24 protein-coding genes are annotated in these 23,772 nt (G+C 43.1%); 18 read left to right on the top strand and 6 right to left on the bottom strand.

The window, feature by feature from the left end; all coding sequences use genetic code 11:
• The first annotated feature begins 38 nt into the window (after nucleotides 1-38).
• Nucleotides 39-467, top strand: coding sequence for an anti-anti-sigma factor (locus tag DTQ70_RS09170; protein ID WP_122930538.1), 429 nt, complete (start codon nucleotides 39-41; stop codon nucleotides 465-467).
• Nucleotides 467-1,420 carry a ribonuclease Z gene (locus DTQ70_RS09165; RefSeq protein WP_122930537.1) on the top strand — a complete coding sequence of 318 codons (954 nt, stop codon included), beginning with the start codon at nucleotides 467-469 and terminating at the stop codon, nucleotides 1,418-1,420. Before DTQ70_RS09170 ends, DTQ70_RS09165 begins: the two co-directional genes overlap by 1 nt.
• Here the strand turns inward: DTQ70_RS09165 and DTQ70_RS09160 are convergent.
• The 3 genes from DTQ70_RS09160 to DTQ70_RS09150 form a co-directional block, all read right to left on the bottom strand.
• On the bottom strand, nucleotides 1,368-1,973 hold the full coding sequence (locus tag DTQ70_RS09160) for a hypothetical protein (protein WP_164489944.1): 606 nt from the start codon (nucleotides 1,971-1,973) through the stop codon (nucleotides 1,368-1,370). The genes DTQ70_RS09165 and DTQ70_RS09160 overlap by 53 nt on opposite strands.
• Before the next feature lie 209 nt (nucleotides 1,974-2,182).
• Nucleotides 2,183-4,138: a threonine--tRNA ligase gene (gene thrS / locus DTQ70_RS09155; RefSeq protein WP_122930535.1), complete on the bottom strand. Its 1,956-nt coding sequence runs from the start codon at nucleotides 4,136-4,138 to the stop codon at nucleotides 2,183-2,185.
• Nucleotides 4,139-4,269: 131 nt separating this feature from the next.
• A complete protein-coding gene (locus tag DTQ70_RS09150) occupies nucleotides 4,270-5,517 on the bottom strand; it encodes a tetratricopeptide repeat protein (protein ID WP_164489943.1) in 1,248 nt (415 codons plus the stop codon).
• Between the two features lie 313 nt (nucleotides 5,518-5,830).
• Between DTQ70_RS09150 and dnaK the strand changes: the two genes are divergently transcribed.
• The 5 genes from dnaK to DTQ70_RS09125 all read left to right on the top strand — a co-directional run bounded on the left by dnaK (nucleotide 5,831) and on the right by DTQ70_RS09125 (nucleotide 12,645).
• Complete coding sequence (gene dnaK, locus DTQ70_RS09145; RefSeq protein ID WP_122930533.1) at nucleotides 5,831-7,741, top strand: molecular chaperone DnaK; 1,911 nt, start codon at nucleotides 5,831-5,833, stop codon at nucleotides 7,739-7,741.
• A 216-nt stretch (nucleotides 7,742-7,957) separates the two neighbouring features.
• On the top strand, nucleotides 7,958-8,884 hold the full coding sequence (locus DTQ70_RS09140; protein ID WP_122930532.1) for a DUF4034 domain-containing protein: 927 nt from the start codon (nucleotides 7,958-7,960) through the stop codon (nucleotides 8,882-8,884).
• A gap of 472 nt (nucleotides 8,885-9,356) precedes the next feature.
• Nucleotides 9,357-10,256 carry a class A beta-lactamase, subclass A2 gene (gene bla / locus DTQ70_RS09135; RefSeq protein ID WP_122934324.1) on the top strand — a complete coding sequence of 300 codons (900 nt, stop codon included), beginning with the start codon at nucleotides 9,357-9,359 and terminating at the stop codon, nucleotides 10,254-10,256.
• An 83-nt stretch (nucleotides 10,257-10,339) separates the two neighbouring features.
• Nucleotides 10,340-10,870 carry a gluconate 2-dehydrogenase subunit 3 family protein gene (locus tag DTQ70_RS09130; RefSeq protein WP_122930531.1) on the top strand — a complete coding sequence of 177 codons (531 nt, stop codon included), beginning with the start codon at nucleotides 10,340-10,342 and terminating at the stop codon, nucleotides 10,868-10,870.
• Nucleotides 10,871-10,932: 62 nt separating this feature from the next.
• The gene (locus DTQ70_RS09125; RefSeq protein WP_122930530.1) at nucleotides 10,933-12,645 is read left to right on the top strand and encodes a GMC oxidoreductase; all 1,713 of its coding nucleotides are present in this window, start codon (nucleotides 10,933-10,935) and stop codon (nucleotides 12,643-12,645) included.
• A 43-nt stretch (nucleotides 12,646-12,688) separates the two neighbouring features.
• Here the strand turns inward: DTQ70_RS09125 and DTQ70_RS09120 are convergent, their stop codons facing one another.
• The gene (locus tag DTQ70_RS09120; RefSeq protein WP_122930529.1) at nucleotides 12,689-13,666 is read right to left on the bottom strand and encodes a 3-hydroxyacyl-CoA dehydrogenase family protein; all 978 of its coding nucleotides are present in this window, start codon (nucleotides 13,664-13,666) and stop codon (nucleotides 12,689-12,691) included.
• 11 nt (nucleotides 13,667-13,677) lie between these two features.
• A complete protein-coding gene (locus DTQ70_RS09115) occupies nucleotides 13,678-14,607 on the bottom strand; it encodes a bile acid:sodium symporter family protein (protein WP_122934323.1) in 930 nt (309 codons plus the stop codon).
• A 185-nt stretch (nucleotides 14,608-14,792) separates the two neighbouring features.
• Between DTQ70_RS09115 and DTQ70_RS09110 the strand changes: the two genes are divergently transcribed.
• The 8 genes from DTQ70_RS09110 to DTQ70_RS09075 all read left to right on the top strand — a co-directional run bounded on the left by DTQ70_RS09110 (nucleotide 14,793) and on the right by DTQ70_RS09075 (nucleotide 20,763).
• Complete coding sequence (locus DTQ70_RS09110; RefSeq protein ID WP_122930528.1) at nucleotides 14,793-16,502, top strand: right-handed parallel beta-helix repeat-containing protein; 1,710 nt, start codon at nucleotides 14,793-14,795, stop codon at nucleotides 16,500-16,502.
• A 740-nt stretch (nucleotides 16,503-17,242) separates the two neighbouring features.
• Entirely contained in the window at nucleotides 17,243-17,755 is a 513-nt protein-coding gene (locus DTQ70_RS09105) for a hypothetical protein (protein WP_122930527.1), read from the top strand.
• On the top strand, nucleotides 17,752-17,952 hold the full coding sequence (locus DTQ70_RS09100) for a hypothetical protein (RefSeq protein ID WP_122930526.1): 201 nt from the start codon (nucleotides 17,752-17,754) through the stop codon (nucleotides 17,950-17,952). The genes DTQ70_RS09105 and DTQ70_RS09100 overlap by 4 nt, the downstream gene beginning before the upstream one ends.
• A 102-nt stretch (nucleotides 17,953-18,054) precedes the next feature.
• Nucleotides 18,055-18,609 carry a hypothetical protein gene (locus tag DTQ70_RS09095; RefSeq protein WP_122930525.1) on the top strand — a complete coding sequence of 185 codons (555 nt, stop codon included), beginning with the start codon at nucleotides 18,055-18,057 and terminating at the stop codon, nucleotides 18,607-18,609.
• Nucleotides 18,610-18,613: 4 nt separating this feature from the next.
• Complete coding sequence (locus tag DTQ70_RS09090; protein ID WP_122930524.1) at nucleotides 18,614-19,243, top strand: hypothetical protein; 630 nt, start codon at nucleotides 18,614-18,616, stop codon at nucleotides 19,241-19,243.
• Entirely contained in the window at nucleotides 19,200-19,931 is a 732-nt protein-coding gene (locus DTQ70_RS09085) for a hypothetical protein (protein ID WP_206019663.1), read from the top strand. The genes DTQ70_RS09090 and DTQ70_RS09085 overlap by 44 nt, the downstream gene beginning before the upstream one ends.
• Before the next feature lie 8 nt (nucleotides 19,932-19,939).
• Nucleotides 19,940-20,077, top strand: coding sequence for a hypothetical protein (locus tag DTQ70_RS30645; RefSeq protein WP_164489941.1), 138 nt, complete (start codon nucleotides 19,940-19,942; stop codon nucleotides 20,075-20,077).
• Nucleotides 20,078-20,601: 524 nt separating this feature from the next.
• A complete protein-coding gene (locus DTQ70_RS09075; protein WP_164489940.1) occupies nucleotides 20,602-20,763 on the top strand; it encodes a hypothetical protein in 162 nt (53 codons plus the stop codon).
• 96 nt (nucleotides 20,764-20,859) lie between these two features.
• On the opposite strand, the gene DTQ70_RS09070 is transcribed toward DTQ70_RS09075, so the two are convergent.
• A complete protein-coding gene (locus DTQ70_RS09070; protein WP_122930520.1) occupies nucleotides 20,860-21,531 on the bottom strand; it encodes a helix-turn-helix domain-containing protein in 672 nt (223 codons plus the stop codon).
• Between the two features lie 103 nt (nucleotides 21,532-21,634).
• Here DTQ70_RS09070 and DTQ70_RS09065 point away from each other — a divergent pair, with 103 nt between their 5' ends.
• From DTQ70_RS09065 to DTQ70_RS09055, 3 genes are all read left to right on the top strand, one after another.
• A complete protein-coding gene (locus tag DTQ70_RS09065) occupies nucleotides 21,635-21,835 on the top strand; it encodes a hypothetical protein (RefSeq protein ID WP_122930519.1) in 201 nt (66 codons plus the stop codon).
• Between the two features lie 72 nt (nucleotides 21,836-21,907).
• On the top strand, nucleotides 21,908-22,423 hold the full coding sequence (locus tag DTQ70_RS09060; protein WP_122930518.1) for an antA/AntB antirepressor family protein: 516 nt from the start codon (nucleotides 21,908-21,910) through the stop codon (nucleotides 22,421-22,423).
• A gap of 63 nt (nucleotides 22,424-22,486) precedes the next feature.
• Nucleotides 22,487-23,755, top strand: coding sequence for a site-specific integrase (locus DTQ70_RS09055; RefSeq protein WP_122930517.1), 1,269 nt, complete (start codon nucleotides 22,487-22,489; stop codon nucleotides 23,753-23,755).
• Nucleotides 23,756-23,772 lie beyond the last annotated feature (17 nt).

Genomic DNA, 23,772 nt, shown 5'->3' with positions numbered 1-23,772 from the left:
GAGCTTACCTATTTTTAGTTTTTTTTCGTTATAGACTTATGACACATACCATTCAAAAACACGAACAATACGCCCTAGTTAATATTCACGAGTCGGCATTTGATGATGCCATGGCGGCTGAGTTAGAAACCGTCGCTCGTGGACTGTTTCGTGAAGGGTTCCATAACTTGATTCTCAATTTTGCCACTGCAACGAGTATAACCTCGGCGGGAATCAGCATTCTCAAAAAAATCAACATGCTTTGTTCACGTGAACTTGGGTTGATGGTCTTGGTATCTGACAACGACGACTTTGTGGATTTGCTCATCGACGGCAAAATACGCGACGTCACCATTCTCCCAAGCGTAGAAGAAGGCATCGACGCCGTATTTATGAATGACTTGGAAAATGAGTTCAGCGCCGAAAGTGATGATTTCAACGACGACGACATGGACGAAGACGGTTATACCCAGAGCGAAAAACCGTAATGCCATTCTCTGTACTTATCTTGGGGGCTGGCTCAGCTACCCCCACCCTCAACCGCCACCCTTCTTCGCAGTTACTCACCTACGAAAGTGACCACTTTCTGATTGACTGCGGAGAAGGTACGCAATTTCGCCTGCTCGACTACAAAGTTCGCCCTGGCCGACTCAAAGGAATTTTTATTAGTCATTTGCACGGCGACCATTACTTCGGGCTGATTGGCTTATTGTCGAGTCTCAACCTCGGTGGGCGTACCGACGATTTGTTGTTGTTTGGTCCCCAAGGGCTAGACGAAGTACTCACGCTCCAGTTTAAGTACTCTCAGACGCCGTTGCAGTTTCGGATTATTTTTACCCAGACCAACACAACTACCTCTACGCTACTTTACGAACATCCCTGTTTCACCGTCTTTACCATTCCTTTGAGTCACCGCATTCCTTGTGCTGGATTTTTGTTTCAAGAAAAACCTCAGAAGCGAAAACTGATTAAAGAGAAAATTACGGACGGTATTCCGTTTGACTATTTACGTCAACTCAAAAACGGGGAAGACATTTACGACGAAGGTGGTAACCTCCTCTACAGTGTAGCCGAATATACCTTGCCAGCTCCACCACCCCGCAGCTATGCCTATTGTTCGGACACTCGCTACGACGAGGCAATTATTCCCATCATTCGTGGGGCTTCGCTTTTATACCACGAAGCTACTTTTCAAAATGATTTGGCACACCAAGCCTCAGCACGTTTTCACGCAACCGCGAGCGAAGCCGCGACCATCGCAAAAAAAGCCAACGTCGGCAAATTACTGATTGGGCATTTTTCGTCGCGCTACAAGGAAGTTGATTCATTTTTGACCGAAGCACAAGCCGTTTTTCCCAATTCGCACATTGCCGAAGAAGGCACGACTTTTAATATACTTTCAGTACCTTCAGCTGATGCTTCCCTCCTACCCGATACTTAGGAAAACTGGCTTTGGCACATAAAATTCCTAGCGAGGCGATTCCTCCCGCGATTAGGGCCGTTTTGGGGTCAAACTGAACCAAAAAATCGACCCCACCCCTCGTAATAAAAGTATCAGTCAATAACAAAACGCCCCCTGCTAGGGGCAACATGACCGCGCCTTGGGTAACAAAAGGAATGTTTCGGCTAAGTCTTATTTTATGAACATCAGAAATCATAACTTCCGTGTGTTCATACTCTCCCAAGATCTCATTGTAAGTGGAATAGGTAAATGAACTATCCGAAACCGCCACGATGGTTTGTTTGCTTCTTTTCCGTTTATTTTTGGTTGAAAATGTCAGTTCATCTCCCACAAAAAAACGATGACGGCGAATTTTCCCAAACTTAAACACATCCAACACCAAGTACCGCCCCCCATCTTTGGTAAATGTAGAACGGTATTGGGGATTTTGTTTGAGAAACAACTCATTCGCATCAAGGGTTTGTTGCGGCTGGGCAAATGCATAACCCATACTAGCGATGAAAAGTAAAATTAGGTAGATTGATTTTCGCATGGCTAATTCAGTATTGAGGAACGATTTAGAACATTTTATAAGTAACGCAAGAGTCCTTCATTTCAGTACTAAGGTACTCATCTTACGAAACAAATATCATTAGAATTTAATTAGTTTTTCGTGAGCCTCAACCTCTCCACAAAAAAAGAGCCTCTAAACCCAGAAGGGCAAGAGGCTCTTTTTAAAAGATATTTTTACAAATTGTAATTTTACGAACCAAACGTAGCGATTGTTCCTTGTACCTCTGACTTAAAGTGAGCGATAAATTCTTCCAAAGGCATTTGACCTAAGTCACCCTGGCCTTTGCGACGTACCGACACTTTGCGTTCTTCTTGTTCTTTTTCCCCGACAATCAACATGTACGGCAATTTGTTCACTTCCGCGTCGCGGATTTTGCGGCCAATTTTTTCATCGCGGTGATCCACGTACCCGCGAATGTCAGCTTCCTGCAATTGCAAGAACACATCGTTGGCAAAATCTTGGTATTTTTCCGAAATTGGCAATACCGCAATTTGATCAGGAGACAGCCAAAGTGGGAAGTTACCCGCGGTGTTTTCAATCAAAATCGCGATAAAACGCTCCAACGAACCAAACGGCGCACGGTGAATCATCACGGGGCGGTGCTTGCCACCGTCAGAACCCATGTATTCGAGCTCAAAACGCTGTGGCAACTGATAATCTACTTGGATAGTCCCCAACTGCCATTTACGTCCCAACGCATCTTTTACCATAAAGTCGAGCTTAGGGCCGTAGAAGGCAGCCTCGCCCAATTCGGTCACGGTATTCAACCCTTTTTCGGCGGCGGCTTCGATGATGGCGCTTTCGGCTTTGTTCCAATCATCGTCGCTACCAAAATACTTTTCTGGTTTCTCGGGATCACGCAACGAAATTTGTGCGCTGTAATTTTCAAAACCTAACGAACGGAAAACGTATTGAACCAAATCAATCACCCGCTTAAATTCGTCCTTCACTTGGTCGGCCCGGCAGAAAATGTGGGCATCGTCTTGGGTAAAGCCACGTACGCGCGTAAGTCCATGCAACTCACCGCTTTGTTCGTAACGATAAACCGTTCCAAATTCCGCCAAACGCAACGGCAATTCGCGGTACGAGCGCGGGCGAGATTTATAAATTTCGCAGTGGTGCGGGCAGTTCATGGGTTTCAGCATAAACTCCTCACCTTCTTCGGGCGTATGAATCGGTTGGAACGAATCCTTGCCGTATTTTTCCCAGTGTCCCGACGTAATGTACAATTGTTTACCCCCAATGTGCGGCGTAACAACGGGCGAATACCCTGCCCGTACTTGCGCCCGACGCAAGAAACTTTCCAAACGCTCGCGCAACAACGCCCCCTTCGGCAACCACAATGGCAACCCTTGCCCTACTTTTTCGGAGAACGTAAAGAGTTCTAATTCTTTCCCCAACTTACGGTGGTCGCGTTTTTTGGCTTCTTCCAATAAGTGGATGTACTCGTCCAGTTCTTTTTGTTTGGGGAACGTCACGGCATATACCCGCGTCAGCATCGGACGTTTTTCATCGCCGCGCCAGTAGGCACCTGCCACGTTCATGATTTTGGCGGCTTTGATAAAGCCCGTATTAGGGATGTGCGGCCCACGGCACAAGTCAGTAAAGTTGCCTTGTTCGTAGAACGTGATTTGACCATCCTCCAATCCGTCGATCAATTCCAGCTTATATTCGTCGTTCTTTTCGGTAAAATACGTAATGGCGTCGGCCTTGCTGACTTCACTGCGCTTATAGTCATTTTTTTGCCGCGCCAACTCCAGCATTTTGTCTTCCACTTTTTTGAAATCATCTTGAGAAAACGTTTTTCCTCCCAAATCGATGTCATAGTAGAAACCCGTTTCAATGGCTGGCCCAATTCCAAACTTAGTTCCAGGATACAACGCCTCGATGGCTTCGGCCAACAAGTGCGCCGACGAGTGCCAGAAAGTAGCTTTCCCTTCGGTATCGTTCCAGGTCAACAATTGGACGTTGGCATCCGACGTAATGGGGCGCGTTGCGTCCCAAACTTGTCCATTTACTTTGGCAGCTAACACATTTCGTGCAAGCCCTTCGCTGATACTCAGCGCAATGTCCATACTGGACACACCTGCGGCATACTTACGAATGCTACCGTCAGGCAAGGTAATGTTAATTTGTTCAGACATTTTGTTAAATTGTTTGGAGATACAATCCACGTCCTCAGTGGCGAACGATTAAACGACAACCATCTACTACTTGTACTACACGGATTGCTTGGGCGCAAAATTGGGCTTTTTTCTGAATTTTGCCAACCTCTCTACGGTTTGATTTTGAAGTTTCGACTGGTATCGGTCTTTGTTTTCAATTGAAGGTTCGGGGTTAGCACCTCAATTTGTACCCGCGACGGATCCAATGCCTTTTCGGGAGCAGTTGTTTCATCCTCGGCCTCTGCCACGGCTTCAGGAGCTGCAGGCGGCAACGTCCCGTAGGTTTCTAAGTACATTTTACGTTGTTGGGCGCGGTATAACCGCCCCTTGGAGCGCCAGTCGGTTGGGTCTTGTTCAGCGGCAAGGCTATATTGTTCGATAGAGCCATCCAAGTTACCGATTCGATCATATGCCGTTCCTAGTAAAAAATGTATTTGCGGATATTTTGGATTGAAACGTTGCACTTTTTGAAAACTCTTGATGGCTTGCGGAATACTGTTCCATTTTAAATAGATAATCCCTGCATAAAAATCAGCCATGTAGTTGGTAGAATCAAACACAATGGCCTTTCGATAACTAATTAGTGCGCTGTCCAGCCGTTTTTGGGTAAAATACATCTCACCTCGGGCATAATGCAACTGTGATTCTTTGGGGAAGTACTTTAACCCTATTCTGTTAATTTCCTTCGCCTGGTCGTATTCTTTCAAGCGGGTGTGAATAGTTGTAAGCTCGACATAAGCTGGCAAGAAGCGCGGCTTCAACTCCAAGGCCCTTTGCATTAATGCAATTCCAGACAACGTATCTCCTTGTCGAGCATCCAATAATCCTGTATAAAAATACGCTTCTCCGTCGTAGGGGGCCATTTGAAGTGCCTTTGCTAAATACAATTTTGCTTGTCGAAACTGGCGTTTTTGCTGGGTCAAATCCCCCAACAACACGTATAATTCAGGCGTGTCTTGTTGCAAAACTTCCGCCCGTCGGGCAGAGGCCAAAGCTTCATCATATTTTTTTAATTGGCGCAATACCCTAGCTCGGGTCAGCAGAAATAGTCCATTACTAGGACTAATGTCAAGAGCTTCTTCAATGTCTTCGAGTGCACGGTCATAATCGCGCAGCGCCACGTAAAGCTCGGCACGTTTGTGATAATTAGCGGCCGAACGGGGGCTTCTTCGGATGACGGTGGTTAAGTACTCAATTCCAACTTTGATGCGATGCGTGGCATCATCCGTCGGCAATGGTGGGATACGGGTACTTTGGCGGGTATCGCTAGAACACCCAACTACGCTCAAAAACGCTACACACAAGCAAAAAAATGACAGAATCCCTTTCAAAATCTTCGGTTCGGATAATTGTGGCACAAATTTCGAGAAAGTTTTGGGTAAATCCACCATCCTTGCCCGAATAACGGCTGTCAAAACTGCCTATTTTTCCCGACGTAGCTTGACAAAACAAGACGATGTGACGGGCAGCCTAATCCTTACGTTATGCCTTTTTCCGCGATTTGACGCAAAGCGACGCATTTTCTGCCAAATTGTCATTTTTAGCTTTTAAAATTTTCACTGGCACACTCGTTGTACATATTAGCCCCGTAAGAGGGGTGCAACAGCCAAAAGCCCTTCCTCTTTAAATCTGTTAAACGAGCTTAAAAAGCTCACTTAAAATTTACTACTAATGGGAAAAATAATTGGAATTGACTTAGGCACTACTAACTCGTGTGTGGCCGTAATGGAAGGGAACGAACCCGTCGTAATTGCCAACAGCGAAGGTGCTCGCACCACCCCTTCGGTGGTAGCGTTTATGGACAACGGAAACGGCGAACGCAAAGTAGGTGCTCCTGCAAAACGTCAAGCCATTACCAATCCTCACAATACCATCTCTTCTATCAAGCGTTTCATGGGTAAGCGCTTTAGCGAAGTTGGAAGCGAAATTAAAACTGTAGCCTATACTGTAGAACAAGGCGCAAATAACACACCACGCGTGCGTATCGGCGAGCATTTGTTTACTCCACAGCAAATTTCGGCGCATATTTTGACAAAAATGAAGCAAACTGCCGAAGATTACCTCGGACAAACAGTAACCGAAGCCGTGATTACCGTACCTGCGTATTTTAACGACGCAGAACGCCAAGCGACCAAAGAAGCAGGTATCATCGCTGGTTTGGACGTGAAACGTATCATTAACGAACCTACCGCAGCGGCTTTGGCCTACGGATTGGACAAACAAGGAAAAGACATCAAAATCGCCGTTTTTGACTTAGGTGGTGGTACTTTCGACGTATCTATCCTTGAATTAGGCGATGGTGTATTTGAGGTAAAATCGACCGACGGTGATACGCACCTTGGGGGTGATGACTTTGACCAAGTAATCATCGACTGGTTGGCCGACGAATTTAAGAAAGACGAAGGCATCGACCTCCGTCAAGATGCAATGGCGCTTCAACGTTTGAAAGAAGCGGCTGAAAAAGCTAAAATTGAGTTGTCAAGCTCAACGCAGTCAGAAATCAACCTACCTTATATATTCCCAGTAAACGGAATTCCAAAACACTTGGTACGTTCATTGACAAAAGCGAAGTTTGAGCAGTTGGCCGACAGCTTGTTCCAACGCATGATGGAACCTTGCAAGCGTGCCATGAACAACTCGGGTCTTCGTATTTCGGACATCGATGAAGTGATTCTTGTGGGTGGTTCAACCCGTATTCCACGCGTTCAGGAAGAAGTAGAGAAATTCTTTGGCAAAAAACCTTCTAAAAACGTAAACCCTGACGAAGCAGTAGCTATCGGAGCTGCCGTACAAGGTGGGGTTTTGACGGGTGAAGTAAAAGACGTACTCTTGCTTGACGTAATTCCGTTGTCATTGGGTATCGAAACTTTGGGTGGTGTTTTCACCAAATTGATTGAAGCGAACACAACCATCCCAAGCAAAAAATCAGAAACGTTCTCGACGGCGTCTGACAACCAGCCTTCGGTAGAATTGCACGTGTTGCAAGGTGAGCGTCCAATGGCCTCTCAAAACCGTACGCTTGGTCGTTTCCACCTCGACGGTATTCCACCAGCCCCACGCGGTGTGCCACAAATCGAAGTAACGTTTGACGTGGACGCCAACGGTATCTTGAACGTAACGGCAAAAGATAAAGGAACGGGTAAAGAGCAAAAAATCCGCATCGAGGCATCAAGCGGTCTTTCAGACGCTGAAATCCAACGGATGCGCGAAGAAGCCAAAGCCAACGAAGCCGCTGATAAAGCTGCCCGCGAAGAAATCGAGAAAGTGAACCAAGCTGACTCAATGATTTTCAGCACGGAGAAGCAGTTGAAAGAATACGGCGATAAGCTTTCGGCAGGAAACAAATCGGCCATCGAAGGGGCTTTGGAAGAACTCCGTACCGCACACAGCAGCCGCAACGCTGCCGCTATCGACGCCGCTATGACCAAAATCACCGAAGCTTGGAACGCCGCTTCGCAAGAAATCTACGCCGCAGGTGCTGACGCAGGTGCGCCACAAGACCCATCGGCAGGCGCTGGCCAACAAGCCAACGCTGGCAACAACCAAGAAGGTGAGTTTGTCAACTTTGAAGAAGTGAAGTAGTTTTTAGACAACGGTCAGACGATAGTCAGACCGTGTCATTGGGGAGTGGTCTGACTATCGTCTGACCGCCCACAGCTATCAAAGATTATAAATGCAAAACAGCCCTGCCGCGAGGTGGGGCTGTTTTTTGTTAAATTATATTTAGTTCGTCGGTGTTTTTTTTATAAAATTGCAACTTTATTACTATACCCTCTAACATTCTTCACTTTCAGAACCATGTCATTCTTTAAAAACCTGTTTAACAACACCAATGACCCAGATATAACACTAGGTTATGAAAACACTCGAAAATTCTTTAAGTTATTAGAAAAAAAGCAATTTGACCTAGTAGAAAAACTTTATACAGGAGAGCAATGGGATGGGAAAAGCCTTCTTTTAGCGGGATTTCAAAATTCTACCCTTTCCCCAAGTCTTCTCCAAGAATGGCTAAAAAAAAATCCAGATTCTTCACTAGCCAATTTATGTATTGGAGTACTCAATACAAAGATTGCATGGGATTACAGAACGTCACAATTAGCTAAATATGTAACTGATGACCAAGCAGATGCCTTTTTCGAGCATTTACAATTAGCTCATTTTGATCTCCAAAAAGCTGTATTACTAGATTCAAATGATGCAAATACCATATCTGCACTGATAACTGTACATATGGGGCTTGAAATACCTATAGAAGAATCCATTTCGTTGTTTGAGCAACTAAAAATAATAGAACCAGCTCACATGGGAGGACATCTAGCAATATTAAGTCGCCTCACTCCAAAGTGGGGTGGCAGCCTAGAAGAAATGATACATTTTTCAGAAAAATATCAGTATGACACTCCTGAATTATTAATTTTACCTCTTATATCTCTTATTAACCAGTGGGAAAACTACCATTTAGAAGAAAATATTGAGCAATACAAGGCATTTTTTAAACTCGAAGAAACAAAAGAAGTAGTAAGACATCTATACGAACGGTATCTTACACAAAACCACGTTTCCCTTCTAGCCCCTATCCTGAGCAACTATCTCGCTTTAGTACTTTTCAAAGCTGGGTTTCGGCAAGAATTCAAATTAGTTGTTGAAACATTTCGGGGGAAAATGTACCCACACCCATGGAGTCGCGTTGGAATAACAAATTACTCCCAGTTGTTAAAAATGTAATCTATAAATTAATCATCGCTTTGTAAACACAGTCTGACTATCGTCTGACCACACACGTCTCTTAATGGTGATAAATGTCAAACAGCCCTTCCTCAACGAGTTTTTAGGTAGTTGCGCCTAATTTTACTGTATTTCGCTTCGGCGAAGCGTAACGTTTGTAGAATGGAGAAATCCGCCCATAAAATTCGAATCCTTTTTTTTCGGACGGGGCCGCACATGCGGCCCCGTCCGAAAAAAAATTAAAAAATCTCCTCCTGCCTCTACAAATGTTGTGCCTCTACCGAGGCTAAATTGTGAAGCACAAACTTTCAACTGACAAATAGTAGCTTCCCAGTAGGCGGCTTTAGACTTCTATGAAGTGACAAGAGATGACAAAATGTTACTAACACAACTACTAAATTTCCTTTAATTTTGAATCTCATTTTTCCTGCCTAGTTTCGTGGCGTTGTTCAAGTTGACCCACTTACAAACTATGCAGACCTCCTTTTTACGCCCCCTATTTCTTCTTTTTGTCACTTTTTCGTTCACTACCTCGGCCCAGCTTCCCGATTTGAAGAAAAAAATCAGCCAAATCGTCGCAGGCAAAAAAGTAAAAGTCGGCGTCGCTATCTTGGGGCCTACTCCCGCTGATACGTTGTCCTTTTACGGTAACGGCCGTTTTCCGATGCAAAGCGTTTTTAAATTGCACATTGGACTGGCGATGTTGTCGGAAGTGGATAAGGGTAAGTTCAAATTAAACCAACCCATCAAAGTCGAAAAAGCTGACCTTATCCCTGATTTGTACAGCCCCCTCCGCGATGCTCATCCCAACGGCGGCGACATCGAACTTTCCAAAATTATTGAATACACGGTAGCTGAAAGCGACAATGTCGGCTGCGAATTGCTTCTAAAATTACTCGGTGGTCCACAAGCCGTCGAACAATACCTGCTTAGTCGTGGTTTTAAGAACGTATCCATCAAAATCAACGAACAAGTGATGCAAAAAAACTGGGAGTTACAATACCAAAACTGGACTACCCCCAAAGCAGCCAATGACCTATTGGCGGCCTACTATTTTAATTCACGAAAATTGCTTTCATCCAAAAGCCACGATTTTTTGTGGTCGGTGATGAAAGGAACAAAAACGGGCAAAAATCGACTAAGAAGTCAGCTTCCCGCCGAAACAGTTCTCGCTCACAAAACAGGTTCGTCGGGCACCAATGCCGAAGGGCTGACCGCCGCTGTCAATGACATTGGGGTACTTTTCCTTCCCTCGGGTAGTCCTGTCTTCATCAGTATATTTGTCACCAACTCCACCGAAAGTGAAGCTACCAATGAAAAAATCATTGCCGATATTGGAAAAGTGACGTGGGATTATTTCACAAAAAAATAACCCATGCTGATTGTTTTGGCACAGACCAATAGTAAGATATTCCTACCTTATACTTTATAAATACAAAACCACCCGATACAAACATGAACCGTAGAGATGCTATACAGCAGGTTGCTCTCCTTTTAGGGGGCATGATCTCCGCACCCGCAATGGCTGGAGTGCTCGGAGAAAAAACGAATTTCGGAGAAAGCGTTGCCGTGAGCGCAGAACAAGAAGCTTTTCTTTCTGAATTAGCCGATGTCATTATCCCAACTACCTCTACGCCAGGTGCCAAAGCTGCTGGTGTCGAGAAGTTTATTGTGCGTGTGATGCGCGATTGTTTCCCAAAAGAAGACCAAGAGAAATTCTATGCAGGACTTACCAAATTGAACACCGATACCCGTTCTTCATTTGGAAAAAGTTTTGTTGAACTCGACGCAGCCCAAAAAATTCAGGCTGTTAAATCACTCACTACCAGCGACAAAGCCTTTTTCTTGCGCATGAAAGAGTTGACCGTAACAGGGTATTTCACGTCAGAGATAGGCGCTACAAAAGCACTTGAGTATTTACCAATTCCTGGACGTTTTGAAGGATGTGTTCCGCTGAAACCAGGACAAAAAGCCTGGGCACTTTAATTCGAACAATCCCGAATTGATACTCTCATTTATCTATCCAGTAGTTTCAAATTTAGATTCCAATGTACTTAAACATAGATGCACAAAAAGAAATGACCTACGACGCAATCGTTGTGGGCTCAGGAGTGAGCGGTGGCTGGGCGGCCAAAGAACTCACCGAGAAAGGATTACGCGTTTTGATGCTTGAAAAAGGGCACAAATTAGACCACGTAACGGGCTACGAAAATGCCATGAAAGACCCTTGGCAAACCAAATACAACGGGCGCCTTACGGTAGAGCAAAAAGAAACACACCCAAAATTGAGCCGCGATTATCCGTACAACGAGATGTCGGAAAAGTATTGGATGAACGACTCTGATTCTTTATACAAAGAAGTGAAGCGCTTTGACTGGTATCGTCCCAATATCGTCGGTGGAAAATCCATCATGTGGGGGCGTCAATCGTACCGTTTGAGTGATATTGATTTTGAGGCCAACCTCAAAGACGGTATTGCCGTTGACTGGCCCATTCGCTACAAAGATATTGCTCCTTGGTATAGTTACGTAGAAAAAATCGCGGGTATTTCGGGAGAAAAATTAGGGCTTCCTCAGCTTCCTGACAGCGAGTTTTTACCCCCAATGGAAATGTACTGCGTTGAAAAAGAGGTACGTAAACGCATCGAAAAAGAATTCCCAGGCCGCACAATGACCATCGGGCGCGTAGCCAACTTAACCAAGCCTTCGCAGTTTATGGTTGACAACGGACGTGCTGCTTGTCAATACCGTAACAAATGCGCTTTGGGTTGTCCGTTTGGCGCTTATTTCAGTACCCAATCGTGTACGTTGCCTTTGGCCGCAAAAACGGGTAAGTTGACCCTTCGTCCCGACTCCGTGGTGACCAACTTGATTTACGACGAAAACAAGAAAAAAGCAACAGGCGTACGCGTGGTTGACGCCGTAACACTTGAAGAACGTATCTTCAACGCCAACTTGATTTTTGTTTGCGGTTCGGCACTTGGCACAACGGCCGTATTGTTAAACTCAACTTCAAATCGTTTCCCTACAGGTTTTGGAAACGACAGCGGTGAACTAGGACACAACTTGATGGATCACCACTTCCGCACGGGAGCGAGTGGAACGTGGGAGGGTGATGCCGATAAATATTATTTCGGTCGCCGCGCCAACGGTATCTACGTGCCACGTTACCGCAACATCGGCAACGACAAACGCGATTACTTACGCGGATTTGGCTACCAAGGTGGCGGAAGCCGTGCAAGTTGGCAACGCAACGTCGCCGAATTGAGCTTTGGCGCTGACTTCAAAGAGGAATTGACCAAACCAGGGCCTTGGAGCATGGGATTGGGTGGTTTCGGAGAAACCTTGCCTTACCACGAAAACCGCATGTACCTCGACCCCAAAGAAAAAGACAAGTGGGGAATGCCATTGGTGGTATTTGACGCTGAACTCAAAGAAAACGAGAAGAAAATGCGCGTCGATATGGCCAATGACGCCGCCGAAATGCTTGAAAAAGCGGGTGTGAAAAACGTGAAGTCGTACGACCGTGGTTCTTGGTTAGGAATGGCGATTCACGAAATGGGTACTGCTCGTATGGGTCGCGACCCTAAAACATCGGTATTGAATGGCAACAACCAAGTACACGCTTGCAAAAACGTATTTGTAACCGACGGTGCCTGTATGGTGTCTGCTTCGTGCGTCAACCCATCGCTTACTTATATGGCACTGACGGCCCGCGCCGTTGACTTCGCCGTGAAGGAACGCAAAAAAGGAAATATCTAAAAAATAAAAATACCCCGACTCAAGTATGAATCGGGGTATTTTTTTATCCATTTTGATCCATTTTCTTTTTGACAACGTCGGCTGGATAACGCAAAGCTAACGCTCGAATTTCGTAGCTAAACTCCTCAAAGGTTTTCTTCCACAAAAGCGCCTCCTCTTCTGAATAGGGATAAAAACCGTGTGCATTGGCCACTCCTTTCCCGCCTTCCTTTACAATATCATCAATCAATTTCGGCACCTCGGTGGTCGTGCTGAGGGTTGGAAATAAATCTTTCATCACGGTATGGTACGCGGGTACACCCGTCAAATCCATCCACCGAAACGGCCCTACCAGCGTCATCCAATAACCTGCATTATTTCGGCAAGCTCTGTCCACATCTTCTACAGTCGCGTAGCCATTTTCCACCAAATGAAACGCTTCACGGTAAAGCGCATACATCAAGCGATTGGTAATAAACCCACGAATGTCCTTGCGAACCAAGGTAGGCTCTTTGCCCCAATTTTGGGAAACTTCGTACAACCACTCCCCTTTTGACACATCGCTCAATTCCCCGCAAATTACTTCTAAAAAACGGGTTGTGTGCGAAGGTTCTGCCCAGTGAAGCCCTAAAAAGCGCTCAGGATGAGCTACTTCTTTTTGCAAAATACTGATGGGAATCGCGGAAGTATTGCTAGTGATAATCGCATCTGTTGAGACTACAGCCTCAATTTTCTCATAAACCGATTTTTTTATGGGCAAACTTTCGAGCGTACATTCAATGACCAACGCACAATCAGCCAGCAAGTGGTAGTCTTCCGTAATCGTTAATTGAGCAAAAAAGTGCTCGGGTGCAAAGGTAGTCAATCCTTCCGCTTGCGATTTTTGAAGGTGTTCATGAATACGCGGTTGGGCAGTTGGGACATCCAAAGGCAAGGGAGCTACTGCTACTACTTGATGTCCTGCCATTAGCAAACAAGTAGTAATGCTGCACCCCATAAGCCCTAGTCCAACTACCCCTACTGAAATAGCTGATGTGGTCATGTTTAGGTATATTATGCGTTGTTTTTACTCCAATAAAATGCAATCGACGTTCCAGCCAAGATATGCCAAATACTCCACCAACCTGCGATAATGGCCATTCCACCCAAAGGCAAATCCACAGGAAATACGGCGGGATTGAACAAAAGGGCCAGTCCAAGTCCCGAATTATGAATACCCGTTTCGATGCTCAGCGTCCTGCGGTTTTGTTTTGAAAGCCCAAAGACGGCACCCATTCCGTAGCCTGTAACCATGGCAAGCGTATTTTGAAGCAAAACCACCACAAACACAAAGCCAATATGGTTCAAGAAAATATCTAAGTTTTGCGTAAAGGCAATGACCACCAACGCCACAAAAAATAACAAAGACAAAACCTGAAAAGGTTTAAGCAAAAACGAAGCAACTTTGGGTAAATAATACGAACACAACATCCCTAGCACCATCGGCAAGCCAAGAATCATAGATACCGACTTGAGCAACTCTCGCCAATCGAGCGACAACGGCCGTACCAACGAGCTACTTTGAGCGTACAAGTTTCCCCAAAAAGTAAAATTGAAAGGCGTCATAACGACCGCCAACATCGTACTTATGGCCGTCAGGCTCACAGCCAAGGCCACATTTCCTTTGGCAAGGGAGGTAATAAAATTTGAAATATTTCCCCCTGGGCAAGCCGCCACCAAAATCATCCCAAGCGCTACCCCTACCGTAATATTATCTCCTAAAGCCATGACCAACAAAAATGTTGCAGCAGGCATTACCACCGCCTGACTAAGAACACCAGCCAGTAACTGACGTGGGTTTTGGAGAAGCGTTTGAAAATGATGCGGCTTAATGTCAAGCGCCACCCCAAACATCATGAGGCCAAGGGCAATGTTAACCACCGCCGAACTTTCGGCAGAAAAATTGAGGCGAATGTAATCCAGCGCCGCCAGTGATTCTTTCATGAAAAAGAGGTAAAGTAATTGGTTGGTTTGAAAAAAAAGCAAGATACAGGATTCAACCTAAAACCAGATACCTCTCTATCAAAAATTGACGCTTGATAAATTGTTGGGCAAAAACATTCCTCTAATGTTGATTCCAACTAATAAAATTTTCAATTTACAACTAAAATCTACTCATCGAATAGCCAATGAAACGCTTCCTTTTCATTTTTTTAGCACTTATATTGGTAAGCCGCCTTCAAGCGCAGCGTATTTTTTACGTTTCCCCAAGCGGGAACGATGCCTCCGCTAACCCCACTAATATCAATACACCTTGGCGAACGTTTGCAAAAGCGTGTAGTACTGCCACCGCTGGCGACAAAGTCTATTTTAGAGGAGGTACTTATAACGAAACCTACATCAACTTCCCCAATTCAGGCAACGCTAATCAGTACATCGAATTTCTTAACTATGCCAACGAAGAACCAGTTTTTAACGGCAATGCCGCGGCAGCTTATTTTGTGCTTATTAGTAGCAAAAACTACCTCAGAATCAAGGGATTTCATTTTAAAAACCTAACGGGTAATGCTTGGGGAATCAAAATAGAAGGCACGTCCCACCACCTCGAACTAAAAAAGTGTAAATTCAGTCAATTCTACGCCTCGCCCAACGCAGGCTTCAACCCCCTCGTAGTTTGCGGAAGCCACCCAACCACGCCAATCAATGCCATTGTCGTCGATAGTTGTTCGATTTTTGATTGCCGTACTGGAGTAAGTGAAGCATTAACCTTTGTCGGTAATGTCGATAGTTTCCTTGCCAGTAATAACCATATCAATAACACTGGAAATATTGGAATTGTAGCCGCAGGATATTATAACTGGTGTAACAATTCCGCCTCCAACTCCCAAGCGCGCAACGGAATCATTCGGGGCAATTTGGTAGAAAACTGCAAAAGCCCAATCGCCTTGGCCGCAGGCATTTATGTCGATGGCGGAAAGAACATTGTGGTTGAACAAAATACCTGCCGAAACGGTCAACGGGGATTTCAAATCAATTGCGAAAATCAATTTAGTGTCGTCAACGCTGCCGCTGAAAAGGTAATCATTCGCAACAACTTAGCTTACAACAATTCCCGAGGAGGAATTGGTTTGGGCGGTTGTAAAGAAACTTCATGGTGTAAAAATGGACGCATCAAAGACTGCTGGATAATCAATAATACCTGCGTCAACAACTATAACAGTTCAGTACTAGAGCCTTCTGAAACATCGCCTCAAGATTATGGCGAACTTAATTTGGACTACTCAGAAAACTGCACCATCCGAAACAATATTTTCTACTCGTCGGTCAGCGGTCGCTCTAAACTCTTGAATAGCTGGCAACCCGCCGCTCAATTTGTCATTGGGCTGAGTTCTGACTACAACATTTGGTACTCTACTTTTACCAATATGCCCCAATTTATGTTTGAAAAGCGTGATAGTTATGGGCTACAAAACTTTAAAACCAACGAATCCAAAGACCAAAATTCTCGCTCTTCTAATCCCCTTTTTCAGGATGTAGCTGGTGCTAATTTTCGACTTAATTCAGAATCATCTCCTGCGTACGACTTCAGCGATCTTTCTTCCGTTGCCACTGACTCCGCAGGCAGCAAAGATTTGGCGGGAAAAACGCGGGTTAAAAATTTTCGTCCCGACGCAGGTGCCTATGAATACCAATGCCCTACCAGTGACATTGTCATCAATATTCCACTGACTTACAAAACGTATCTTTTTGAAACAAACGGTAAAATAATAGTCAATAAACCCGTAAGTCCAACGGTAAAAGTGGTTTTCAGCGCCAAGAAGTCTGTCCTTTTCCAAAATGGAACTATTTTACCTTCTACGGCCAAAATAGAGACAAAAAATACGGGTTGCAGTAATTGAAAAGGGGGAAAAGCTAAGGTAATAAAAGCAAAAAAGGCTACAAATCAGTGATTTGCAGCCTTTCAGCAGAGAGAGAGGAACTTACAACACCTTTGAGTATCAATACTTTACAGTGAACAAAGTGAATTTTCCTCGTTTTTTTCCTCATTTTGAATGGAGATTGTAACAAAAATCCATTTCAACCACGACGAAAACGCGGTGAAAATGGGAGCTTCCTTGAAAAAATTCTTGCCATTTTTATTACTGACTTGTTTACACAGTGTTAACACAGCGTACACAGCGCAATCAAGCAAGACACACCCCCACCCTAAAGTTTATTTTTAGCCCAATTTCGAGGGTTTCTCCTCTATTTAGTGCCACTTTTCAAGCCTTTAGAGGCCACTTTGAGCGTTACAGAAACCGATTTGGTTAACGTTCACGTAACAGCTGTGTAACGGAGGCTTTTTTCGTTAATTTTGGTAAAAAAATCGACCTATTAACAGCTCACTAAATGAAGAATTTAACCAAACGCAATTGTGCAAATTGCGGCAAGTTGTTTCAGCCCAAAGACCATAGGGCGCTATATTGTCAGTCTTCTTGCCGAGTGGCATCATGCCGTAAACGAAAAAAGGCTGAGGTGATTAGCCCATAACCAGGCTCCAACTCAAGCCCAATTAACCGAAACCAAAGTAACCCTCATTGAGGTTAGAAACCCAAAGTACACCGAACTGGAAGCCGCCATCGCAAACGCGAAGTCTAACTTGGTCCAGTTACGCAAAGAAGAAAAAAGGCTTCTTGATGAAAAGGAGTCCACCGTAAACGAAAACACCCTCACCGACACGGAAAGATATTTGAAACCCGTATTAATTTGGGGCGGTTTAACTTCGGTGATTGGATTTTCGATTTTAAAATCACAAAGCAAACGGTCGAGTGACGATAATTCAGACAAGGCCAGCTTGACAAATCTTTCAATTGTCATTCTTTTGGTTGTCGTAGTATCTGCCATTGGTATTTGGGTCACCGATGACAAGCGTAAGAAAAAGGGATTTGAATACCCCAAAATTTTGAAAAGGCTTGAAGAAATTCCCGCCTCGATCGACAATGAAGAACGTTTGATAAAAAAATTGGAAGCCGAATTATTGTTGGCACCCGAATTTCTTCAAAAAGAGAAAATTGAGAATGTTCAAACTCAAAAAGGCGTTCCGCTTACTGACGAAAAGTTAGTGAGCTCCGACTTAAACGAACCCGCTGAAATAAACGAAGCTGAGGCATGATTACCGATGAAAAATTTGTCATAAAATCCTACGGTAAGTCTGAGCTTGCAGCTTTGTACGGTTGGCACATGAAAACCCTCAAACGGAAAATGCTGTACTATGGTCTTGAGTGGCCATCTGATAACGTTTTTACCCCAAAGCAAGTGGCTCAAATTGTAGAAAAATTGGGGATTCCATTCAGTCTTTTCGAGGATTAAAAAGACAAATGTGGAATTAACTGGACTTACTACGAACGGACGGGAAACCGCCCGTTTTTCTTTTGTCATATTTGGCATTACCAACCAAAATCAATTATTAAAATGAGCAAAATTTTAGGCTTTCAAATCTTTGACCCTCAGCTTTTATTAATCGCTATAAAGTTGGAGCATTTACGTAAAATGGAAGAATTGGCCATTCGTAAAATTGAGGCTGAAAACGAACGGAGACGACTTGATTTGGTCATCATCAATGACTCTTTGAGCCATGACATTGAGTTTCAAAAACGATTTACTAACCGTTTCAATGAATTGATTACTGAATTTACGGAGAGTTGCCAAAAATCAACATGGCAACTAGATGAGTTGAAAGAATTTGTTTCCATGGCCTTAATGCTTAAAATGAAGGTTGAAAGCTATTGTAATTACCGTTACATAGTTCCCCAAACGCTCCAGTTGTATCATAACTTACAAAAATTGATTGACTACGGTCAAGGTCGACTGACCAAAGTTGGAGTCAATCAAGAATTAATCACCTTTGACCTCACTGATAAAGCACGTAAAAAGTGGGAAAATATGAAAGTACCTTGTTTCGAGGCTGCTTTTATTGATTCAAAGGTTATCCCGTACGAAATTTTAGAAAATCAATTTAACCTCTAAAGTAATGTTTGAATACCTTTTTCTTGTTCCATCATTGTTTGCTCCGACCTCTCAGCCAAAAGGAGTTAAATCAAACCCAAACTATCCTGAAGTTGGAGACTTAGTTTACTCAAATGGTTACGTAACATATCAATCAAAATTGGATGGAGATTTTGATGTTGTGTTTAATAAAGATGAACTCATAGGCCAAATTGTGCAGATGAATTTGACTGATTCGAAAGAGGACTACATCTATTACATGAAGGTTCTACGTCCCGACAACTCAATCGTATATGTAGAAATGATCAACCCATACGATGAAGCCTGGTCAATGTATGTACTTGATAATGAATGGTACAAAGTTGTTGCTAACCCAAGCTACTCTTATCCTACGACGAATACAAAACAGCCAACAACAACCGAAACAGCTCGTATCAATATCCCCACCAATGACAAAACAATCGAAACACCACAACAAAAGCCAACATCCTCATATTATGATGATTTTGTCATAGATGAAACCCTACCAAAACCTAATTATTGGTTGATTGGCGGTATTGCTGTAGGTGGGATAGCTTTTTTAGCCTTATTCACTTGGGGAATTAGTCAATTTGCCATCAAAAGGAACGAAAAATCCAATAAGCCAAAACGATAAAACTAGCATGTCAGAGCTAATAATCAAGCGTAGATATACGGACTTGGCATTTTATGAAGCAACAGAACCGCCAAAGTTTAGAGCTAAAAGAGCCGAATTAATGCGTCGATTTGGGCGTTTTGTAGAACAAGCGGTTGAAAGTTCAAATATCCCTTTAATTGTTTTACAAGCTATCATTTTAGTCGAAAATGGGCAATTAGACCCCAATTACATCAACAAAAACACCCTTGCTACTGGACTGTTGCAAATCACTCCCAATACAGCAACTGACACCGTTTTTCGAGAAAAAAGGGCTAACAAACTCACCAAAGAAGAAAATGCTATTTTGACTCGATTTGGTATTGACGCTTCAAAATATCGAAGTATTGCTCCAAAACTTGATGCAAATGGAAAGCAACAAAAATGGTACTCTTCAAACGAAGGGCTATTGATAACTCAAAACCAACTTATCAGCCCCGAAATAAATATCAGTATTGGCGCCATTTACATTTCTCAGCTTATTGACGAGTTTACTGAAGATAATTTAGTTAGAATGGACAAAGTGATTTTGAAGTACAACCGTGGTATCAATTACCGCGTACCATCACTAAATACAAGTGAGTTGATAGATAACACGACTTCAATAGAAGCGAAAAATTATATTCTGAAAGGTACTGGAAAATACGGAATGTTAGAGACACTAGCCTAAATATCGCTATGAAAATATTCAGTCTGAAACGTGCATTTTTGGCGTCAACCATCGCCTTGGCAATTTGGGTGAGCCTCAAAAAGAAAAAAGTCAAAGGTGGTGCCTGGAGTAACGAAAACCCATCGGACACCAATTTCTTTTTATAAAATCCTATTCATGTTGTATTTTCCAAAACGACTGTTCTACGGTCGTTTTGTTTTTTGAGCTATCTTTACGTGTAGCAAGCCGTCCCGTAGTTCAATGGAGAATGCCGTACAATATTCAGTTCCTATCAATGAATTAATTTCAATGTATCGGTCATTAAGGATCAGAACAAAGAAAAGGATTGGTGAGGCATTTAATAAGAATTTTCATTATGGTGACGATAACTCCGTCATGGCCCGGCTCTTTGATAAACGACTTTCATTCAACTACGACGAATACGAGTTTCTTTGTCCAATCATCGTACTGAATTACGAATTTGAGCAATGGGCAAAGCCCCAATATCTCGACCTATAATTGGTTTATCTATACGTCGGTTCCCGTAAAATACCCCCTAAATCGGCTGGAAACGGGGTTTTGCTAAAAATCCGCCTTTTTCAGCTCCATAAAAAAGGCGTTGCCCGCAGCTCGAATTTTCGGTACCATATCACCCAAAATAACGCTACTGAAGCTACGCCAAAACTATCTTATGAAACGCAAAGAATTTACCCCGACCAAAGCGCTCCTACCCCAAAACGAAATGTTGCTTGGTGGTGACGCGTCTCCCAAACTCTTTAAAAAAAGGGATGTGAAGAAAGTCCAGAAAGAGTACGAGGAATACTTAATCAACAAATCACTTGGCAAAATTTAGCCTTGGCCAACAACGCCATTATTATTAGCCTTTAACAAATTCCATGCCGCCCGAGCTCGCCACTACAACCTACTATTTGGCGTTGTTGGCCATGGGTCATTTAGATGAATCTTTTACTTGTTTAGCTATTTTTTTTAAAGTATCCAATGCTAAATACTTATGATATGTTTTATGAAGTTTTTTATCTAACAACATATTCTTGTTAAAGAACAAATGCAAAAGTTCTTTTGATACATAATCTAGCTCATCAATTGCAGACACAATTTGTTCTTCGTTCATCAAATGAGTAACACAATGTAAATCGGTTTTTTTTTGAATGATGTCAAACAAATCAGTATCAAAATCATCATCATTGAGAGGAATAGCCTGCACATCATTTATCAATTGAGAGTATTGCGCCTCAGTGAAAAGATTATTTTTTAAGCCGAATTGTGTCATATAACCATTGAATGTGTAGAACCCCCAGAACATCAATGACGAATTTTCTGTTTCTTTTTCAATCGTTATTTTGAATATGTGATCTCGATATTCGCCTAGTTTTCTTTTAAGCTCTTCTATTTCTTCATTCTCACCCTCACCTGTAAGAAGCTCAACCACACTTACACCCAACGCGCTAGCTATTTTTTCCAGTTGTTCAATAGTCAGTTTACTGCCACGACCTTCTAATCGGGAGTAATTTGATTGCTCCATATCTAAAAGGTCAGCAATCTGTTTTTGTGTAAACCCTTTGACTTCTCTAATTGAAGCAATACGCTTTGATATATTCATATACAAAATAAGGCAATCAATATAAAAAATTAGATATTATATATTGGATATTATATATCAATTACTTTATATTTGCATATCAATTTTAATATATTTCAATCATATGGACAAATCAAAAGTAGCAGCAGTAATAGAGCAAGGCTCTAAACTCGTCTTTCGGCCTACACCCGATTTCTATGCGGCAACTAACATCAACCGCAAACGTTGGGGACTTATCTACTCAGGCAAGTTAGAGCCAACAGCCTCCGAAGTTGGGAAGCTATCAAAGTATTTTGGTATTCCCGTAACCAATTTTTTTCAATAAAAAAAGCCCGACTACCGCGCCAACGGTGTAGGGCTTCAAATCGTAAATCAACCTCAAAAACAAATCAAATTTATGGACACGCTTCCACAAATCCAACTTCACCAAGGAGTTAACACCGTATCAGCCCGTGAGCTTCACACAGCTTTAGGAGTTCAGACCGATTTTTCTGACTGGTGTAAACGTATGTTTGAATACGGATTCACCAAAGAACAAGATTATTCGCTCCTCAAAATTGGGGAGCGAAAAGCCCATAACAAAATTGATTATCTACTCACAATTGACACGGCCAAAGAAATTGCCATGCTCCAACGCACAACCGTAGGTAAGCAAGTACGAAACCATTTTATTGAGGCTGAAAAGGGGTACAAACAATTAGCCTGGTCAATTACTAACGCTCAACAAAATGCCCTCACCAATCAAAAAGAGGGCTACACCCTACTTCAAGAACTTGAACGGCTCAAACAGGAAAATGCCGATGTTTTTAAACGCATGGCTGCCATTAAAAAACGGCTTAAAGCCCTTCAAAATGACACATTTAATCAGTTGGGGCTTTTTGAAAATAACACATCCCAAGTTTTAGGCCAATAAAAAAGCCCAAGCAGTTCCGAGGCTGCAAGGGCGCAATTGTTTCACAGTAAACCACTTAAAAACATGCAAAACACTGCCACAAATTTAGCAGATTTTATCAATTCACACTACTCGATTCGGGAGCGTAAATCATTGCTGACCCACCAAAAGAGCAAACTTGTCATACGCTTCAAGCTGCGTTATGCTTTATACAAATCAAATCCGATTAAAACCATTTACGTACGGCTTCGGGTTAACGGCACGACCTGCACAGATTTTTCGACGGGCATTAGAATTGAGGCCACTCAATGGAACTCAACATTTATGAAAATTGATGGCGACTCCGACAAAGTTGAAGCACAAAATACCTTTCTCCGTCAGATTGAAACCGATTTATTGAACCTGCATACCGATTTGATACGTAAAGGGGTCAAGCCAACCGCCCAAATGCTCCGTGACTTGTACGCCAACATCCGCTTTCACGACTCAGAAGCTGCAAGGTTATTGACCTATACCCGTAAATTCTTTGAATATCACATATCCTCTATTGATTGGGGTACGGCCAAAGGATTAAAATCCCAAGTCCAAGTTTTGGAAGATTACTTGACTCAAACCAACCAGTTAACCGCTAACCTCACAACCGTTAACCCTGGGTGGTTAATGAACTACCATAAGCATTTAACAACTGTCCGTAAAGTGGGTTTAGATCGCGCGCGTCGATGCGTCGCCTTGGTTTCCAGAGTTCTTGATTTTGCAGTAGTCAATAATGCTTTAGAAAGTAATCCCTTGAAGTCCATAAAGTTTCCTCGCTCGAAAGTAAAACCCATCTTCTTTTTGGAAGAATCCGACATTCAAAAACTCGAAGAATACCAACATTTTAGCCAACGCTTACAAAAGACCGTTGATTGCTTTTTGATGCAGATTTATACGGGAATGGCCTACGTCGATTTATTGAACTTTGATGCTAAAAAGCACCTAAAAAGGGAAAAGGACGGCACAGAATGGATAATTATCAACCGGGCTAAAACGGGGAGTATTGCCCAAATTCCAGTCGTTGAAAAAACGAAACTATTGCTTGTGAAATATTCCTACCAAATGCCCGTCATGACTAATCAAAAGATGAACGAATACATCAAAGAAGCCGCCCAAATCGCTGAAATTGAGGTAGCCCAAAGAATTGGCACTCATACCGCACGGAGAACGGCAGGAACGTTTTTACTCAATAGAGGGATACCGCTCCACACGGTAAGCAAAATCCTTGGCCACAAATCAATCAAAGTCACGGAATCTCACTACGCCCATTTGATGACATCAACAATTAAAGCGCACATGAAATCAGTCGGTTTACTCTAATCGTTTATCACTTAGCA

It is taken from the genome of Runella sp. SP2 (assembly GCF_003711225.1).
Taxonomy (GTDB): Bacteria; Bacteroidota; Bacteroidia; order Cytophagales; family Spirosomataceae; genus Runella.
Note: the sequence above shows the minus strand (reverse complement) of the source record. Positions and strands in the feature narration are given on the sequence as shown.

Bases quoted from the DNA above. Each gene is read 5' to 3' on its own strand.
- DTQ70_RS09170 (WP_122930538.1), top strand. From the start codon at position 39: ATGACACATACCATTCAAAAACACGAACAATACGCCCTAGTTAATATT.
- DTQ70_RS09165 (WP_122930537.1), top strand. From the start codon at position 467: ATGCCATTCTCTGTACTTATCTTGGGGGCTGGCTCAGCTACCCCCACC.
- DTQ70_RS09160 (WP_164489944.1), bottom strand. From the start codon at position 1,973: ATGCGAAAATCAATCTACCTAATTTTACTTTTCATCGCTAGTATGGGT.
- thrS (WP_122930535.1), bottom strand. From the start codon at position 4,138: ATGTCTGAACAAATTAACATTACCTTGCCTGACGGTAGCATTCGTAAG.
- dnaK (WP_122930533.1), top strand. From the start codon at position 5,831: ATGGGAAAAATAATTGGAATTGACTTAGGCACTACTAACTCGTGTGTG.
- DTQ70_RS09140 (WP_122930532.1), top strand. From the start codon at position 7,958: ATGTCATTCTTTAAAAACCTGTTTAACAACACCAATGACCCAGATATA.
- bla (WP_122934324.1), top strand. From the start codon at position 9,357: ATGCAGACCTCCTTTTTACGCCCCCTATTTCTTCTTTTTGTCACTTTT.
- DTQ70_RS09130 (WP_122930531.1), top strand. From the start codon at position 10,340: ATGAACCGTAGAGATGCTATACAGCAGGTTGCTCTCCTTTTAGGGGGC.
- DTQ70_RS09125 (WP_122930530.1), top strand. From the start codon at position 10,933: ATGTACTTAAACATAGATGCACAAAAAGAAATGACCTACGACGCAATC.
- DTQ70_RS09120 (WP_122930529.1), bottom strand. From the start codon at position 13,666: ATGACCACATCAGCTATTTCAGTAGGGGTAGTTGGACTAGGGCTTATG.
- DTQ70_RS09115 (WP_122934323.1), bottom strand. From the start codon at position 14,607: ATGAAAGAATCACTGGCGGCGCTGGATTACATTCGCCTCAATTTTTCT.
- DTQ70_RS09110 (WP_122930528.1), top strand. From the start codon at position 14,793: ATGAAACGCTTCCTTTTCATTTTTTTAGCACTTATATTGGTAAGCCGC.
- DTQ70_RS09100 (WP_122930526.1), top strand. From the start codon at position 17,752: ATGATTACCGATGAAAAATTTGTCATAAAATCCTACGGTAAGTCTGAG.
- DTQ70_RS09095 (WP_122930525.1), top strand. From the start codon at position 18,055: ATGAGCAAAATTTTAGGCTTTCAAATCTTTGACCCTCAGCTTTTATTA.
- DTQ70_RS09090 (WP_122930524.1), top strand. From the start codon at position 18,614: ATGTTTGAATACCTTTTTCTTGTTCCATCATTGTTTGCTCCGACCTCT.
- DTQ70_RS30645 (WP_164489941.1), top strand. From the start codon at position 19,940: ATGAAAATATTCAGTCTGAAACGTGCATTTTTGGCGTCAACCATCGCC.
- DTQ70_RS09075 (WP_164489940.1), top strand. From the start codon at position 20,602: ATGAAACGCAAAGAATTTACCCCGACCAAAGCGCTCCTACCCCAAAAC.
- DTQ70_RS09070 (WP_122930520.1), bottom strand. From the start codon at position 21,531: ATGAATATATCAAAGCGTATTGCTTCAATTAGAGAAGTCAAAGGGTTT.
- DTQ70_RS09065 (WP_122930519.1), top strand. From the start codon at position 21,635: ATGGACAAATCAAAAGTAGCAGCAGTAATAGAGCAAGGCTCTAAACTC.
- DTQ70_RS09060 (WP_122930518.1), top strand. From the start codon at position 21,908: ATGGACACGCTTCCACAAATCCAACTTCACCAAGGAGTTAACACCGTA.
- DTQ70_RS09055 (WP_122930517.1), top strand. From the start codon at position 22,487: ATGCAAAACACTGCCACAAATTTAGCAGATTTTATCAATTCACACTAC.